Origin of the sequence: Leisingera sp. M658, from assembly GCF_025144145.1 — a bacterium.
Classification (GTDB): domain Bacteria; phylum Pseudomonadota; class Alphaproteobacteria; order Rhodobacterales; family Rhodobacteraceae; genus Leisingera.
Genome location: NZ_CP083546.1, coordinates 1,271,177 through 1,285,088 on the forward strand (window position 1 = coordinate 1,271,177; position 13,912 = coordinate 1,285,088).

At 63.6% G+C, this 13,912-nt stretch carries 16 protein-coding genes; 10 read left to right on the top strand and 6 right to left on the bottom strand.

Features of this window, described 5'->3' with window-relative positions; all coding sequences use genetic code 11:
• Positions 1–40: 40 nt before the first annotated feature.
• Positions 41–1,150, bottom strand: a complete 1,110-nt coding sequence (locus K3724_RS06370; protein WP_259991083.1) for a pyridoxal phosphate-dependent aminotransferase — start codon at positions 1,148–1,150, stop codon at positions 41–43.
• A 94-nt stretch (positions 1,151–1,244) separates the two neighbouring features.
• On the opposite strand from K3724_RS06370, the gene K3724_RS06375 reads away from it, so the two are divergent.
• From K3724_RS06375 to K3724_RS06390, 4 genes are all read left to right on the top strand, one after another.
• Complete coding sequence (locus K3724_RS06375) at positions 1,245–2,309, top strand: SMP-30/gluconolactonase/LRE family protein (protein WP_259991085.1); 1,065 nt, start codon at positions 1,245–1,247, stop codon at positions 2,307–2,309.
• Between the two features lie 77 nt (positions 2,310–2,386).
• Entirely contained in the window at positions 2,387–3,172 is a 786-nt protein-coding gene (locus tag K3724_RS06380; RefSeq protein WP_259991087.1) for a crotonase/enoyl-CoA hydratase family protein, read from the top strand.
• Positions 3,173–3,618: 446 nt separating this feature from the next.
• Positions 3,619–3,816 (top strand): hypothetical protein, encoded by a 198-nt coding sequence (locus K3724_RS06385; RefSeq protein WP_259991089.1) that lies wholly within the window; start codon positions 3,619–3,621, stop codon positions 3,814–3,816.
• A 47-nt stretch (positions 3,817–3,863) separates the two neighbouring features.
• Positions 3,864–4,079 carry a hypothetical protein gene (locus K3724_RS06390; protein WP_259991091.1) on the top strand — a complete coding sequence of 72 codons (216 nt, stop codon included), beginning with the start codon at positions 3,864–3,866 and terminating at the stop codon, positions 4,077–4,079.
• Between the two features lie 120 nt (positions 4,080–4,199).
• On the opposite strand, the gene K3724_RS06395 is transcribed toward K3724_RS06390, so the two are convergent.
• The 3 genes from K3724_RS06395 to K3724_RS06405 all read right to left on the bottom strand — a co-directional run bounded on the left by K3724_RS06395 (position 4,200) and on the right by K3724_RS06405 (position 6,927).
• On the bottom strand, positions 4,200–5,102 hold the full coding sequence (locus tag K3724_RS06395) for a fructose bisphosphate aldolase (RefSeq protein WP_259991093.1): 903 nt from the start codon (positions 5,100–5,102) through the stop codon (positions 4,200–4,202).
• 80 nt (positions 5,103–5,182) lie between these two features.
• Positions 5,183–5,515, bottom strand: a complete 333-nt coding sequence (locus K3724_RS06400) for a DUF1992 domain-containing protein (RefSeq protein ID WP_259991095.1) — start codon at positions 5,513–5,515, stop codon at positions 5,183–5,185.
• Positions 5,516–5,556: 41 nt separating this feature from the next.
• A complete protein-coding gene (locus K3724_RS06405) occupies positions 5,557–6,927 on the bottom strand; it encodes a PLP-dependent aminotransferase family protein (protein WP_259992576.1) in 1,371 nt (456 codons plus the stop codon).
• 145 nt (positions 6,928–7,072) lie between these two features.
• Between K3724_RS06405 and K3724_RS06410 the strand changes: the two genes are divergently transcribed.
• Entirely contained in the window at positions 7,073–7,453 is a 381-nt protein-coding gene (locus K3724_RS06410; RefSeq protein WP_259991097.1) for a DUF983 domain-containing protein, read from the top strand.
• 174 nt (positions 7,454–7,627) lie between these two features.
• Here the strand turns inward: K3724_RS06410 and K3724_RS06415 are convergent, their stop codons facing one another.
• A complete protein-coding gene (locus tag K3724_RS06415; protein WP_129370301.1) occupies positions 7,628–9,271 on the bottom strand; it encodes a CTP synthase in 1,644 nt (547 codons plus the stop codon).
• Positions 9,272–9,443: 172 nt separating this feature from the next.
• A complete protein-coding gene (gene secG, locus K3724_RS06420; RefSeq protein ID WP_129370302.1) occupies positions 9,444–9,806 on the bottom strand; it encodes a preprotein translocase subunit SecG in 363 nt (120 codons plus the stop codon).
• A 172-nt stretch (positions 9,807–9,978) separates the two neighbouring features.
• Between secG and nthA the strand changes: the two genes are divergently transcribed.
• The 5 genes from nthA to K3724_RS06445 all read left to right on the top strand — a co-directional run bounded on the left by nthA (position 9,979) and on the right by K3724_RS06445 (position 13,819).
• Positions 9,979–10,605 carry a nitrile hydratase subunit alpha gene (gene nthA, locus K3724_RS06425; RefSeq protein ID WP_259991102.1) on the top strand — a complete coding sequence of 209 codons (627 nt, stop codon included), beginning with the start codon at positions 9,979–9,981 and terminating at the stop codon, positions 10,603–10,605.
• Positions 10,602–11,279 carry a nitrile hydratase subunit beta gene (gene nthB, locus K3724_RS06430; RefSeq protein ID WP_259991104.1) on the top strand — a complete coding sequence of 226 codons (678 nt, stop codon included), beginning with the start codon at positions 10,602–10,604 and terminating at the stop codon, positions 11,277–11,279. The genes nthA and nthB overlap by 4 nt, the downstream gene beginning before the upstream one ends.
• On the top strand, positions 11,276–11,608 hold the full coding sequence (locus tag K3724_RS06435) for a nitrile hydratase accessory protein (protein ID WP_259991106.1): 333 nt from the start codon (positions 11,276–11,278) through the stop codon (positions 11,606–11,608). The genes nthB and K3724_RS06435 overlap by 4 nt, the downstream gene beginning before the upstream one ends.
• A 661-nt stretch (positions 11,609–12,269) precedes the next feature.
• Positions 12,270–13,583: an adenylosuccinate synthase gene (locus tag K3724_RS06440; RefSeq protein ID WP_259991108.1), complete on the top strand. Its 1,314-nt coding sequence runs from the start codon at positions 12,270–12,272 to the stop codon at positions 13,581–13,583.
• On the top strand, positions 13,583–13,819 hold the full coding sequence (locus K3724_RS06445; RefSeq protein ID WP_259991110.1) for a DUF2842 domain-containing protein: 237 nt from the start codon (positions 13,583–13,585) through the stop codon (positions 13,817–13,819). The genes K3724_RS06440 and K3724_RS06445 overlap by 1 nt, the downstream gene beginning before the upstream one ends.
• The last annotated feature ends 93 nt before the right edge of the window (positions 13,820–13,912 follow it).

Sequence of the window (13,912 nt, forward strand, 5' to 3'; positions counted from 1 at the left end):
TCCGGTAAAACTGCCGCGATCCGGCGGCGGTTGGCAAAATTCAGCCACCCCGTGCCGATGCTAAAGCCCGCGGCAGGGCCGCGGCAAAGCCATCCAGCTCCGCTTCCGGCCCGCAGCTCACCCGGATGCAGCGGTTTTGCGGCGCGGCAAAGGGCATCCGCACAAAGATCCCGTGATCCACCAGACCATCCAGAACCGCCTTGGCAAACACCCCGTCCTTGCCGCAATCAATCGCCACAAAATTGGTGGCCGAGGGCAGGGCGCTCAGCCCGTTTCCCACCGCAATCTTCGCAATCCGGCGCCGTGCGCCCGCGATCTGCCCCAGCACCTGCGCCAGCCAGTCCTGATCCTGCAAGGCCGCCAATGCGCCGGCCTGTGCCGCCCGGTTCATGCCGAAATGATTGCGCACCTTGTTGAAGGCAGAGATCAGCTCCGGATGCGCCATCGCATAACCCGCCCGTGCACCGGCCATGCCATAGGCCTTCGAGAACGTCCGCATCCGGATCACCCGCATATCATCCGCACTGATGGGGGCCGCGGTGCCCACGGGCGCGCATTCCACATAAGCCTCGTCCAGCAGCAGCAGGCAGCCCTCCGGAAGGTGGTCCAGCGCTGCGGCAATATCGGCGCCCCGGTGCCAGCTGCCCATCGGATTGTCCGGATTGGCCAGATAGACGATCTTGGCATCCACCTCCGCCGCCCTGTTAAACAATGCCTCAAAATCCTCGCGGTCATTCTTGTAGGGCACCGTGTGCAGCACCCCGCCAAACCCCGCGACATGGTAATTGAACGTCGGATAGGCCCCCAGCGAGGTCACAACCGCATCGCCCGGCCCGATCAGCAGCCGCACCAGATAGCCGAGCAACCCGTCGATACCTTCACCGACAATGATATGCTCAGGGTTCACCCCATGATGTGCCGATAGCGCCTGACGCAGATCATGGCTTTGCGCATCGCCGTATTTCCAGATCTCCGCCGCCGCTTTGGCCATTGCCTCAACTGCTTTGGGCGAGGGGCCGAATATGTTCTCATTCGCCCCCAGCCGCGCCGCAAAAGGCGCGCCGCGCTCACGCTCCTGCGTTTCGGGGCCGACAAACGGCACGGCGGCGGGCAGGGAAAGCGAAAGCGGGGTGTAGCGGGGACCAGTCATGGCCGCAGATAACCCCAAGCCCGCAAACGGGGCAAGGCTTGCGTCACCGTTCCCTGCCGCGCAGATTACACCCGGATTTCCAGAGGATTCTTTCATGCGCATTGTTCTGGCCGTGCTGGCCGCCGCCCTGGGCTACCTGCTGTTCTGGCCTGTCCCGGTGGACCCGGTCGCCTATGACCTGCCCGCAGCGCCGGGCTTTACCGGTGCCTACGCTGAAAACCGCGCCCTGGATGCGGCAGAGCTGATCACACTGCCCGATGGCGAAGCAGGCCCCGAAGACCTGGCCGAACTCCCGGACGGTGCGGTCTACACCACCAGCCTGTCCGGAAATCTCTACCGGATTGACGGGGCAGAACCTGTGCTGGCCGACCGCTTGGGCGGCCGCCCGCTGGGGCTGAAGGCCGGGCCGGACGGCGCGCTCTACATCGCTGACAGCTTCCGCGGCATCCTGCGCTGGTCTGGGCCCGGCACCCTGGAAGTGCTGGCAGACAGCGTGGGCGGCGCCCCCATCATCTATGCCAACCAGCTTGATGTGGCACGGGACGGCACCGTCTATTTCTCTAACTCTTCCGACCGCTTCGACCCGGAAACCATGGGCGGCACCAAACCCACCTCGATCCTCACTATCTGGGAACATTCGGACAGCGGCTATGTCGCCCGCTTGGCGCCTGACGGCAGCGTAGAAAAGCTCGCCGCAGGCTTTGTCTACACCAATGGTATCGCCCTGTCCCCGGACGAAGACTTCCTCTTGATCAACGAAACCGGCCGCGCCCGTATCCACCGGCTTTGGCTCAAGGGGGACAGGGCGGGCCAGCAAGAGGTCTTTCTTGATAATCTCCCCGGCTATCCCGACAACCTTGAAGGCCAGGGCGACGGTACCTATTGGCTCGCCTTTGCCAGCCCGCGCCTGCCGTCGGAAAAGCTGATGCCATACCCGGCATTGCGCAAACTGATCTGGCGGCTGGGACCGATGGTGCGCCCGGCGCCGGTGCATCGCGGCATGCTGATGCAGTTCGACGGGCAGGGGAAGACCTTGCGCACGCTGCAGGACCCGGACGGGCGCCTTGGCGTCACCACCGGCGGCAAGCTGGCAGGCGGGCAGCTTTACGTGATGACACTCGATTCGCCCTGGTTCGCCCGAATGCCATTGCAGCCCTGACCTTTCCCCCACGTTGGGCTGGCATCCCGTCCGTTGCCGGGGCAGGCTGGCGGCAGATCAGCAGCGGGGAACAAACCATGGCACGCGTCACCACCGGCTACAAGGACCACATCGCCTATGTCACGCTTGCCCGCCCGGACAAGCACAACGCCCTGGACGAGGAGATGATCGAGGCAATCATCACCGCCGGCCAGGAGGTGGCGGAATCGGACGCCCGCGCTGTGGTGCTGGCAGGCAGCGGCAACAGCTTCTGCGCCGGTCTCGACATGGCCGCTCTGGCCGGCTTTGCGCAGCGCGACCTCAGCACCCTGATTATGGAGCGCACCCACCACGACGCCAACGCGTTCCAGGAGGTGGCGATGGTCTGGCGCCGGATGCCGGTGCCGGTGATCGCCGCCATTCACGGCGCCTGTTTCGGCGGCGGGCTGCAGATCGCGCTGGGCGCCGACATCCGCATTGCCCACCCCGAGGCGCAGCTGTCGGTGATGGAGATGAAATGGGGGCTGATCCCGGATATGGGCGGCATGGCGCTGCTGCCGCGGCTGCTGCGCTCGGACGTTTTGCGCCGGCTCACTTACACGGCTGAAAAAATCGCCGCCCCGCAGGCGATGGACTGGGGGCTGGTGAGCGAACTGGCAGACAGTCCGCTTGCCCGCGCCCAGGAACTGGCCACCGTGATCGCAGCAAAAAGCCCCTCCGCCATCCGGGCCGCCAAACGTATGATCGCTTTTGCCGAAAGCGGTGCCGCCCAGGCCGATGTGCTGCTGGCCGAAAGCGCCGGACAGCTGGACCTGATCGGAAAGCCGGATCAGATGGAGGCCGTCGCGGCGCAGTTGCAAAAACGCCCGCCGGATTTCGGCTGAGCCCTGCCAGGGAGGATTCTTCTCCGCCACGTGCCGCCGTCCGCGTGGTGCTGAACCGGAATTCCAAAAGCTTCTTCTGGCGGTAAATATCCCCGCCGGAGGCAGCGCCCGGAACGGGCGCTTCGCTGCCGGCGGGCCTTCAGAAACCGCAACAGCGGTTTTTCGCCAATTTTTCCGAAAATCCGCCGATGCCAGCGGGAATCCGCTGCCCGCCGGCAGAATAACGCCGCGTAAAATCAACAGAAACACCTGTTAACCTTTTGGCAATATTTGCGGGCGAATTCTGCCTTCAGCAGGGCGCAAAACAGGCCAATCCAGCATTTGGAAATCTGCTGCCGGGCGGCCCGCACGGGCACCGGATGGCTGTTTGCACCCTGATGAAATGCAGTAGAACCGGCTGGCGCAGGAAATGCTCCATAGCCGGGCTTCAGAAAGGAGTGAGGCTGATGCAACTGGTGCGTAAGAAGTGGTTTATTCTGTTCGAAAGCGGCGCCCTGCTGTCCCGGACCGGCGACCGGATCACCTATTTTTATGACGAGGCCCTGTGCTTCGGGGACCGCGAGGAGGCGCAGCGCTACTTGGCGGCCAATGAAAACAAGGTCAGCTGCACCGGCCTGCACCCGTCGCTGACCGAGGCAGCGTGAGCGGATGGCTCGCCGCCAGCCGCAGGCCCCCAGCAGCGGAGGGTGCGATGCCTAGCTCTGCCCGCTGGCTGCTCGCCTTCAGCGGGGTGATGATCTCGGCCTCGGCGCTGGTGTTCTGGGCCTGGCTCGGCGGCGCAGGCCAGCCGGCCGAGGATCAGCCCGGCTGGTTCACCCTGGCGGCATTGCGGTTTTTCTGGCTGCCCTTCCTCAGCGGCGCCGGGCTGGTGCTGGCGGTCTGCTGCGCCGGGCGCACCGGTCTCTGATCCGGGTCCTTGATCCGGGTCGTTGATCTTGCCCTCTGATCCGGCCTCTGACCCTCCGTCCATGAAAAAAGCCGCGCCCGGTGCTGGCGCGGCTTTCCATTCAACAGATCTGCGGCGGGCTTACAGCGACGCGTCGTAGATCTTGGAGATATTCGCACCCAGAGCGGCGTCATAGTCCGCGTCAGACATAGCAACGTTCAGGCCCTCGGTCAGCGCGCGGCTGAAGGAGGCGATCATCTTGGCATTCTGCGACAGGCGCGCGCAGGCGTCATCGGTGGTATAGCCGCCCGACAGCGCCACAACGCGAACAACATTGGCGTGGTCGGCCAGATCATCGTACAGGCCAGCCTGGCTCGGGATGGTCAGTTTCAGCGCTACTTTGGTGCCTTCGGGCAGGGCGTCCAGCTGGGCCTTGATCTCTGCCTTCAGGATGTCTTCGGCTTCGGCCTTGGTGGCAGAGTTGATGTCCACTTCCGGCTCGATGATCGGCACCAGACCGGCTGCAACGATCTGCTGGCCGACTTCGAACTGCTGCGCGACAACCGCCTTGATGCCCGCGGCATTGGCGTCTTTGACCACCGACCGCATCTTGGTGCCGAAGATACCCTTGGTGTTGGCCCGCGCCAGCAACGCGTCCAGCTCCGGCATCGGCTTCATCATCTGCACGCCGTCCGCTTCATCCGCCAGGCCCTTGTCGACCTTCAGGAACGGCACCACACCGCAGCTGTTCCAGAGGAAGTCCGCAGTGGGGGTGCCGTCGATCTCGCCATCCATCGTCTTCTCAAACAGGATCGCACCCAGGATACGCTCCTTGCCAAAGCTCGGCGAGGTGATGATGCGGGTGCGCATCTTGTGGATCTCGGCGAACATCTCGTCGTCGTTTGAAAAGGCGTCCCCGGTCACGCCATACAGCGCCAGCGCCTTCGGGGTCGAGCCGCCGGATTGGTCCAGCGCCGCAATGAAGCCTTTGCCGGCTGCGATACGGTCGAGTTGTGCCTGCTGTACGGAAGCGTCTTTTGCCATAATGCGTCACTCTTCTTGGGAATGGTCTGTCTTGGCGCTGTCTATACCGCGAATCCGGCAGGAAACAACGGGGTGTTGCGCTAACGGAAGAAGGATTTCCGCGCATCCCGCGCCATATTATAGCGCATTTCCAGATCCGAGATCCGCGCCATCGCCGCCTTGCGTGCCGCCGCATCCGTCAGAGCCGCATAATCCTTGCGGGCCGCGGCCAGTTGTTCTTTCAATGTGAATTCCTCAGGCACCACGCCGGCCTGCGCCATGATCCGCATTCCTGCCGCCAGCCCCGCATCCACATGCGCCTCGCCGCTGCGGCCGGGCAGCGGCTTGCCTTCGCCCGCCAGTCCCTGCAGCTGCCCTTCGGCCTGGGCCTTGGCCAGCTGCCGTTCAATCAGATTGCGGAAGGCGCGGATCATCGGGGCCTCTTGGGTTGCCGCGCCAGCGTACCACCCGCGGGTCAGCCCAGCCAGTCCTTGCGGGTGACTGCGTCATTCAGCGCTATCAGATCCTCGTGCAATTCGCCCATTGCAATGGGGCCGCCCAGGCAGACCCTAACCGCTTCCTCCGGCAGGCCGGTCACGGTGAAAGCATCGCTTGGCATGATGCCGATCTGGCGGCCTGCCATGCGGCCCATTACCTCGGCCCGGCTGGTGCCGCGGGGCAGGGTCAGCCACAGGTTGAAGGCCAGCGGATCCGCAACGGTAAAGCACTCCTGCAGCACCTCAGCCGCCAGCGCCTGCCGCATCGCTGCGGCCTTGCGGACAAAACCCTGGATTTCTGCCGCGGTGCCATCCTCGATCCAGCGGCCCAGCAGCGCCAGGTTCAGCGGCGAAACCATCACATGCATCGACCGCATCGCTTGTGAGAACTGCCCCATCAGGCCGCGCTTGGGCACCGTGGTATAAGCCAGCCGCAACCCGGCGCCGAAACATTTGGACAGGCCCGCGATATGCCAGCTCAGATCCGGGATCAGGCTGCTGATGGCGGCAGGCGCATCCTCGGCAACAAAGCAATAAGCGTCGTCTTCGATCAGCGGCAGATCATGTTTTTGCAGCACTGCCGCCACCTCCTGACGCCGGTGGCTGGGCATGGTGCGGGTGGTCGGGTTCTGCAGCGTCGGGTTCAGGTACAGCGCTGCCGGCCAGTGGTCGGTGACCGCTTTTTCCAGCGCCTCCGGCAGGATGCCGTCACGGTCGCCGGCCAGTCCGATCAGCCGGATCCCCAGCCGCGCCGCAATCGAGCGCAGCCCGGGATAGGTCACATCTTCGCACAACACGGTTGAACCCGGCTCGCACAGCACCGTCAGAATTGCATAAAGACTGGCATGAGAACCCGGCGTGACCGCCAGCCGCTCCGGTGCGCAGGGCAGGCCGTTTGCCTGCATCCAATCCGCCGCAATGGCCCGGTCTTGCGGGCTGCCGGTGACCGATTGATAGCGCAACAGCGGCAGCAGATTGGCCGAGACATGCTCCAGCCCCTTTTGCATCCGCGCCAGCAAGGCCGGGTCATCCGGCTCCGGCGGCATGTTCATCATCGGGTCTTCTTCCAGCGCCCGGCGCGGATCGGGGCGTGCCGGCAGCGCGTCCGGCGCCTTCACAAAAGTGCCGCGGCCGACAAAGCTTTCGATATAGCCGCGCCGCACCGCCTCGGCATAGCCGCGCGATACGGTTGAGAAATCCACCCCCAGATCCTGCGCCACCCGCCGCTGCGGCGGCAGCCGGTCGCCGGGCGCCAGCACGCCGGTGTCGATGTCGGATTTGATCGCCTCGGCCAGCTCCAGATAGCGGGGCTTTGCATTGGCCAGACGGGCCGGGGTCCACTGCTTCATCGGCGGAAACTCCTGGGGTGATTGTTCCATCATTGATTGGTTCAATGATGGAGTGCGTCAATAAATGCAATGTCAATGTTTGCAAATTGATTGCAATCAATCCCGGAATCGCAGTATCAGGCCGCAAACCCCAAGGAGACGTGCGATGACCGGGATGGATGTTTTGCAACAGGACCAGCGGGAGATGAAACCCGCCTTGCTGAAGGGGCTGCGGCTGCGCTGCCCGAACTGCGGCGAGGGCAAGCTCTTGCACAGCTATCTCAAGGTAAACGACAGCTGCAGCGAATGCGGCCAGGAGCTGCACCACCAGCGCGCTGATGACGGGCCGGCCTATCTGACTATTCTGGTGGTGGGCCACATTCTCGGCTTTGCGCTGCACATTGTTTACACTCAGCTGCGCCCGGATCCCTGGACCTTGGCGATCATCATGTCGGTGATTACGGTAGGGGCCTCGCTGTTGATGCTGCCGCGGATGAAGGGGCTGGTGGTGGCTTATCAATGGGCCAAGCGGATGCACGGGTTCTGAATCCGGCCGGAAACCAACCTGAAACCAACCAGTTAAAATGCAAAAGGCGGGCCGATGGCCCGCCTTTTTCCGGTTTCGCCCTGCGCCGCGCAGCGGCGCCGGGCCCAACTGGTGTGGCTCATTTGTCATGAGCCAAGCAACAGGCGGGAGAACACCCGCCTGCCGCGCTACAGCTCAGACCAGACGCGAGGTGTCTTTGGCTGCGCGGACGAAATCGTCAAACAGCGGGTGCGGCGCAAAAGGTTTGGATTTCAGCTCCGGGTGGAATTGCACGCCGATAAACCACGGATGGTCTTTCCATTCCACGATCTCCGGCAGGCGGCCGTCGGGCGACATGCCCGAGAAGTTCAGACCGCATTCTTCCAGCTTCTCGCGGTATTTGATGTCCACCTCGTAGCGGTGGCGGTGGCGCTCCTCGATGTGGGTGCTGCCATAGGCGGCGGCGACCTTGGAGCCTTCGGTCAGTGCCGCGTCATAGGCGCCCAGGCGCATGGTGCCGCCCTTGTCGTCATCCGCCTTGCGGCTGATCTTGTGGTTGCCCTGCACCCATTCCTTCAGGTGATAGACCACCGGCTCGAACCGTTTCTTGCCGGCTTCATGGTCGAATTCTTCCGAACCAGCCTCGGTAATGCCCGCCACATTGCGCGCGGCTTCGATCACTGCCATCTGCATGCCCAGGCAGATGCCCAGGTAGGGGACGTCGTTTTCGCGGGCATATTGCGCCGCTTTGATCTTGCCCTCGGTGCCGCGCTCGCCAAAACCGCCGGGGACCAGGATCGCGTGGTAGCCCTGCAGATACGGGGCGGCGTCTTCCTTGTCGAACAGCTCGGCGTCGACCCATTCGATCTTGACCTTGACCCGGTTCGACATGCCGCCATGGGTCAGCGCCTCGGCGATGGATTTATAGGCGTCTTCCAGCTGGGTGTATTTGCCGACAATGGCCACCTTCACTTCGCCTTCGGGGTTGTAGATGCGGTCGGCCACATCTTCCCAGCGGGCCAGGTTCGGCTTGGGGGCAGGGGAGATGCCGAACGCATCCAGAACCGCCTGATCCATGCCTTCGCGGTGATAGGCCAGCGGTGCCTCGTAGATTGATTTCAGATCCTGCGCGGCGATCACCGAATCCGGGCGCACGTTGCAGAACAGCGCCAGCTTTTCGCGCTCTTTCTTCGGAATCGGGCCTTCGGAACGGCAGACCAGAATGTCAGGCGCCAGACCGATAGAGCGCAGTTCCTTGACCGAGTGCTGGGTCGGTTTGGTTTTCAGCTCGCCGGACGCCTTGATATAGGGCAGCAGGGTCAGGTGCATGAACAGGCACTGGCCGCGCGGCTTGTCCTGGGCGAACTGGCGGATCGCTTCAAAGAAGGGCAGGCCTTCGATGTCGCCGACGGTGCCGCCGATTTCACAGAGCATGAAGTCGACCTCATCCTCGCCGATCGAGATGAAATCCTTGATTTCGTTGGTGACGTGGGGAATGACCTGGATGGTCTTGCCCAGATAGTCGCCGCGGCGCTCTTTTTCCAGCACGTTGGTGTAGATCCGCCCCGACGAAATCGAGTCGGTCTTGCGCGCCGGCACCCCGGTGAACCGTTCGTAATGGCCGAGATCCAGATCGGTCTCGGCGCCATCGTCCGTAACAAAGACCTCGCCGTGTTCAAACGGGCTCATCGTGCCCGGATCGACGTTCAGATAGGGGTCCAGCTTGCGCAGGCGGACCGAGTAGCCCCGCGCCTGCAGAAGGGCGCCAAGCGCGGCCGAAGCCAGGCCTTTGCCCAAGGATGAAACAACACCGCCGGTGATGAAGATAAAACGCGCCATATGTATTCGGCTGCCCCCGTGAGAAGTCAGATTTCAGCTGCCCGGCGGTGATTGGAATCACCCCAAAAACCGCAGCATCACGGGACTTCATATATAAAGGATTCGCGCAAACAACGCAAGGGAACCGCAAGATGCTGTTGCGGTTCCTAAAACCCTCTCAAGGTGTAGTGTGTCAGTCTGCGCTGGGAACCAGCGGAGCGTTGTCGCCCTCAGAAGGCGGCAGAAGATCGCTGCCCAGCGGGGCTGCCGGAGCGTCGCCCTGCTCTTCGGCCTGCGGCACTGCCAGACGGTCGGTGACCGAGGCGCCTGCGGATTTCTGCGCGGCCATGATGGTCAGGGTGATCGAAGTGCATATAAAGGCAATGGCCAGGATCCAGGTCAGCCGGCTAAGCGCAGTGGCTGCCGCGCGGCCGGAGACAGCACCGCCGCCGCCGCCGCCCATGCCAAGGCCGCCGCCTTCGGAGCGCTGCAGCAGAACAACTGCAATCAGGCCGAGAGCCAAAAGAAGATGGATGATGAGAACAACGTTTTCCATGGGCCCCTGCGGCGGTTGGCTGAGTATCGGGCGGTAAATAGGCAAGATTGACCGGGGGGGCAAGGGCGGAGTTGCAGCCCCTGCCGTGAACCGTCCCGGACGTCACGCTACGTGAATGTTTGCATCATGAAACATGACTGGACAGGCCCCCTGCAGCGGCGCAGCATGGGGTATGCCTCATGATCACCCCGACCACCCGCATGCCCTTTTGCCGCCTGACCCTGCTTTGCGGGTCAAGGCGCTGGAAACGATTCTCACTCAGAAGGGGCTGATTGATCCCGCCGCACTGGAGGAGATCATTGATACCTATCAAAACAGGATCGGCCCGCAGAACGGCGCCCGGGTGGTGGCGCGCGCCTGGAGCGATCCGGAGTTCAAGGCAGCGCTGCTGGCAGATGCTGATCCGGTGCTGGCGGACCTTGGGTTTTGTGGCCGCCAAGGCGAGCATATGGTGGTGGTGGAGAATACGGCCCTGCAGCACAATATGGTCGTCTGTACGCTGTGCAGCTGTTACCCGTGGCCTTTGCTGGGTATTCCGCCGGGCTGGTATAAGTCCGACGCCTATCGCGCCCGCGCGGTGCGCGAGCCGCGGAAAGTTCTGGCGGATTTCGGCGTGACCTTGCCTGAGGGCACGGCTGTGCGGGTCAGGGATTCGACGGCTGAGGTCCGCTATCTGGTGCTGCCGATGCAGCCCGAAGGCACGGACGGGCTGAATGAAGATGATCTGGCCGCGCTGGTGACCCGCGACAGCATGATCGGCACCGGCCTGGCGCGGCAGCCGGGGGAGGTGCCGGCATGACCCGTGTGCATGACATGGGCGGGCGATTCGGTGACGGGCCGGTGGTGCCGGAGGCGGAGGACGCGCCGGTTTTTGCCGAGGACTGGCATGCCCGCGCCCTGGCAGTGACGCTGGCCTGCGGAGCCTTGGGGCAGTGGAATATCGACACCTCGCGCCACGCGCGGGAGAAGCTGTCGCCGCAGGATTACACGCGGTTTTCCTATTACGAGAAATGGATCTCGGCGCTGGCGGATCTGCTGGTGGAGAAAGGCGTGCTGACGCACGAAGACCTGCAAGGGCAGGGGGCTGCGGGGCTGCACGGGCTGGCGGAGCGGGCGTTGAAGGCGGACGCGGTGGCTGCTGCGCTGGCCAGGGGAGGGCCGGCAAACCGGGAGGGCGGGCCGAAGCCGCGGTTTCATCCGGGGCAGGCGGTGCGGGTGCGAATCCCTGCTGACAGTGTGCTGGTGGAGGGCGGCCACACCCGGCTGCCGCAATATGCCGCCGGGGCGCATGGCTATGTCCTGCGGCTGCATGGCACCCATGTGCTGCCTGACAGCAACGCGCATGGATTGGGCGAGGCACCGGAGCCGCTGTATGCGGTGCGGTTTTCGGCGCGCGCCTTGTGGGCACATCCCGAACACCCCGAGGACGAGGTGGTGCTGGACCTGTGGCAAAGCTATCTGGAGGCACTATGAGCGGGTGTCCTGAGGTGGCCGCGCCGGAGCCGGTCTTTGCCGAGCCATGGCATGCGCAGGTCTTTGCATTGACGGTGCATTTGAACGAAGCCGGGCGGTTTACCTGGGGCGCATGGGTCGAACGGTTCTCGGCCACTTTGCAGCGCCATGGCGTCAGCCGCGATCTGGACGGCGGCGAGGATTATTTTCGCGCCTGGCTGGAAACGCTGGAGCTGTTTCTGGCCGAAGAGGGCGCGGCATCGCGCGCGGAGGCCGAGGTGATGCGCAGCCGCTGGGAGGCGGCCTATCTGTCGACCCCGCACGGGGAGTCGGTCCGGCTAAGCGATTGACCGCGCAGCAGGTTCGGCCACCGGGACCATCCAGGCGGGCGGTTTCAGGTTTCTTCTTTCGTCGGTCTGAGCGCTGATCCGGTTAAGGATGGCGGCACCACCGGGTGGAATAGGACAGACCCTGCGGGGGCCTGTTCGGGCAGGGTTTCCTGAACGACCCCTTTTTATCGGGGCTGGTCTTCGGGGGCTACGCAGACAGCGCCATAGATGCCAGCGCCTTGTATCATGGCCCGTGCGCGGGGCCATGGCAGGTGATCCCGATCACATGGCAGTCGGGCACCGCGGCGTGAGGATTGCGTCAAGGCGGCGTACGGCGGGTGCGCAACACCCTGTGGCTGGGCGCAATCCCGCCTGGAGAATCCGCCCGGAGTAAAGGTGCGCAACACCGCCGGGCAGAGCCTGTCCGCCCCATCGGGCGGGCTCTTTTGACAGGTAAGCCCACCAACTGAATTCTTGCAGATCCGGCACGATAAGCTGCCTTGCAGGTCTGTTTCGCCGCCAGCCCGCGGACGGGTTTTGCCCGGCTGAGAGCAGGTTTCGCGGCGAAGATGGTACCGCGCGCCGTGAATTAGCGTCTGACTACGGCGAATTTGCGGTTCCCCTGCCGGCGCAGCATCGCTATACGAGCGTGGGTTTGAACCAAGACTGTAAAGGACCGGATATGGCCAATGTCGTCGTAGTCGGCGCCCAGTGGGGCGACGAAGGGAAAGGCAAGATCGTGGATTGGCTGAGCGAGCGTGCAGACGTGATCGCCCGCTTCCAGGGCGGCCATAACGCCGGCCATACGCTGGTCATTGACGGCAAGGTCTACAAGCTGCACGCGCTGCCCTCGGGCGTGGTGCGCGGCGGCAAGCTGAGCGTCATCGGCAACGGTGTGGTGCTGGATCCCTGGCACCTGATGAAAGAAATCGCCACGGTCCAGGCGCAGGGTGTTGAGATCACCCCGGATACGCTGATGGTAGCGGAAAACACGCCGCTGATCCTGCCGCTGCATGGTGAATTGGACCGGGCGCGCGAAGAGGCGGCCAGTAAAGGCACCAAGATCGGCACCACCGGCCGCGGCATTGGCCCGTGTTACGAGGACAAAGTGGGCCGCCGGGCGATCCGCGTGGCCGATCTGGCCGATGAGGCGACGCTGATTGCCCGCGTTGACCGGGCGCTGCAGCATCATGATCCGCTGCGCAAGGGGCTGGGCGTTGACGCGGTTGACCGCGACGCGCTGATTGAACAGCTGAAAGAGATCGCACCGAAGATCCTGCCCTATGCGGCGCCGGTCTGGAAAGTGCTGAACGAGAAACGCAAGGCGGGCAAGCGGATCCTGTTTGAAGGGGCGCAAGGCGCGTTGCTGGACATTGATTTCGGCACCTATCCGTTTGTGACCTCGTCGAATGTGATTGCAGGCCAGGCGGCAACTGGTGTGGGCATCGGCCCCGGCTCGATCGATTATGTGCTGGGCATTGTGAAGGCCTATACCACACGGGTTGGCGAAGGCCCGTTCCCGACTGAGCTGTTGCAGGCCGATGGCACGCCGGATGCGGACGGCCAGCGTCTGGGTGAGCGCGGCCATGAGTTCGGCACCACCACCGGACGCCAGCGCCGTTGCGGCTGGTTTGATGCCTGTCTGGTGCGCCAGACCTGCGCCACCTCCGGCATCAACGGTATTTCGCTGACCAAGCTGGATGTGCTGGACGGGTTCGAGACCCTGAAGATCTGTGTGGGCTATGATCTGGACGGCGAGCGCCTGGATTACCTGCCGACGGCTGCCGACAGCCAGGCCCGTTGCACCCCGATCTACGAGGAAATGCCGGGCTGGAGCGAAAGCACCGAAGGCGCGCGCAGCTGGAACGACCTGCCGGCCAATGCGATCAAATACGTGAAACGCGTGGAAGAGCTGATTGATTGCCCGGTGGCATTGCTGTCCACCAGCCCGGAGCGGGACGACACCATTCTGGTGACCGATCCCTTTGCCGACTGATGGCTGAGGAAACAGGCCTGAGCTATAAGGCCCGGCGGCGCTGGGCACTGGTTATCCTGCTGGTCGGGATGCCGGTTTACATCGTGGCTGCGGTGACGGTGATGAATATGCTGGACCGGCCGCCGTTGTGGCTGGAGCTGCTGATTTATGTAGCGCTGGGGGTTGTCTGGGTGCTGCCGTTCAAATTTGTGTTCCGCGGTGTCGGCAAGGAAGATCCGGGCGCGGAACAGGAATAAGGTGAGGGGCGCTGCCCCTTTTGGCCTCCGGCCAATTCACCCCGGAGTATTTCGGCAAAGATGAAGCAGGATCCGGTTCGGAAACTGAAAAGG

Bases quoted from the DNA above. Each gene is read 5' to 3' on its own strand.
- K3724_RS06400 (WP_259991095.1), bottom strand. From the start codon at position 5,515: ATGATCCGCGCCTTCCGCAATCTGATTGAACGGCAGCTGGCCAAGGCC.
- nthA (WP_259991102.1), top strand. From the start codon at position 9,979: ATGCCTCATGATCACCCCGACCACCCGCATGCCCTTTTGCCGCCTGAC.
- K3724_RS06395 (WP_259991093.1), bottom strand. From the start codon at position 5,102: ATGGCAAAAGACGCTTCCGTACAGCAGGCACAACTCGACCGTATCGCA.
- K3724_RS06440 (WP_259991108.1), top strand. From the start codon at position 12,270: ATGGCCAATGTCGTCGTAGTCGGCGCCCAGTGGGGCGACGAAGGGAAA.
- K3724_RS06390 (WP_259991091.1), top strand. From the start codon at position 3,864: ATGCCTAGCTCTGCCCGCTGGCTGCTCGCCTTCAGCGGGGTGATGATC.
- K3724_RS06405 (WP_259992576.1), bottom strand. From the start codon at position 6,927: ATGAAGCAGTGGACCCCGGCCCGTCTGGCCAATGCAAAGCCCCGCTAT.
- K3724_RS06385 (WP_259991089.1), top strand. From the start codon at position 3,619: ATGCAACTGGTGCGTAAGAAGTGGTTTATTCTGTTCGAAAGCGGCGCC.
- K3724_RS06375 (WP_259991085.1), top strand. From the start codon at position 1,245: ATGCGCATTGTTCTGGCCGTGCTGGCCGCCGCCCTGGGCTACCTGCTG.
- K3724_RS06415 (WP_129370301.1), bottom strand. From the start codon at position 9,271: ATGGCGCGTTTTATCTTCATCACCGGCGGTGTTGTTTCATCCTTGGGC.
- secG (WP_129370302.1), bottom strand. From the start codon at position 9,806: ATGGAAAACGTTGTTCTCATCATCCATCTTCTTTTGGCTCTCGGCCTG.
- K3724_RS06370 (WP_259991083.1), bottom strand. From the start codon at position 1,150: ATGACTGGTCCCCGCTACACCCCGCTTTCGCTTTCCCTGCCCGCCGCC.
- K3724_RS06445 (WP_259991110.1), top strand. From the start codon at position 13,583: ATGGCTGAGGAAACAGGCCTGAGCTATAAGGCCCGGCGGCGCTGGGCA.
- K3724_RS06410 (WP_259991097.1), top strand. From the start codon at position 7,073: ATGACCGGGATGGATGTTTTGCAACAGGACCAGCGGGAGATGAAACCC.
- K3724_RS06435 (WP_259991106.1), top strand. From the start codon at position 11,276: ATGAGCGGGTGTCCTGAGGTGGCCGCGCCGGAGCCGGTCTTTGCCGAG.
- nthB (WP_259991104.1), top strand. From the start codon at position 10,602: ATGACCCGTGTGCATGACATGGGCGGGCGATTCGGTGACGGGCCGGTG.
- K3724_RS06380 (WP_259991087.1), top strand. From the start codon at position 2,387: ATGGCACGCGTCACCACCGGCTACAAGGACCACATCGCCTATGTCACG.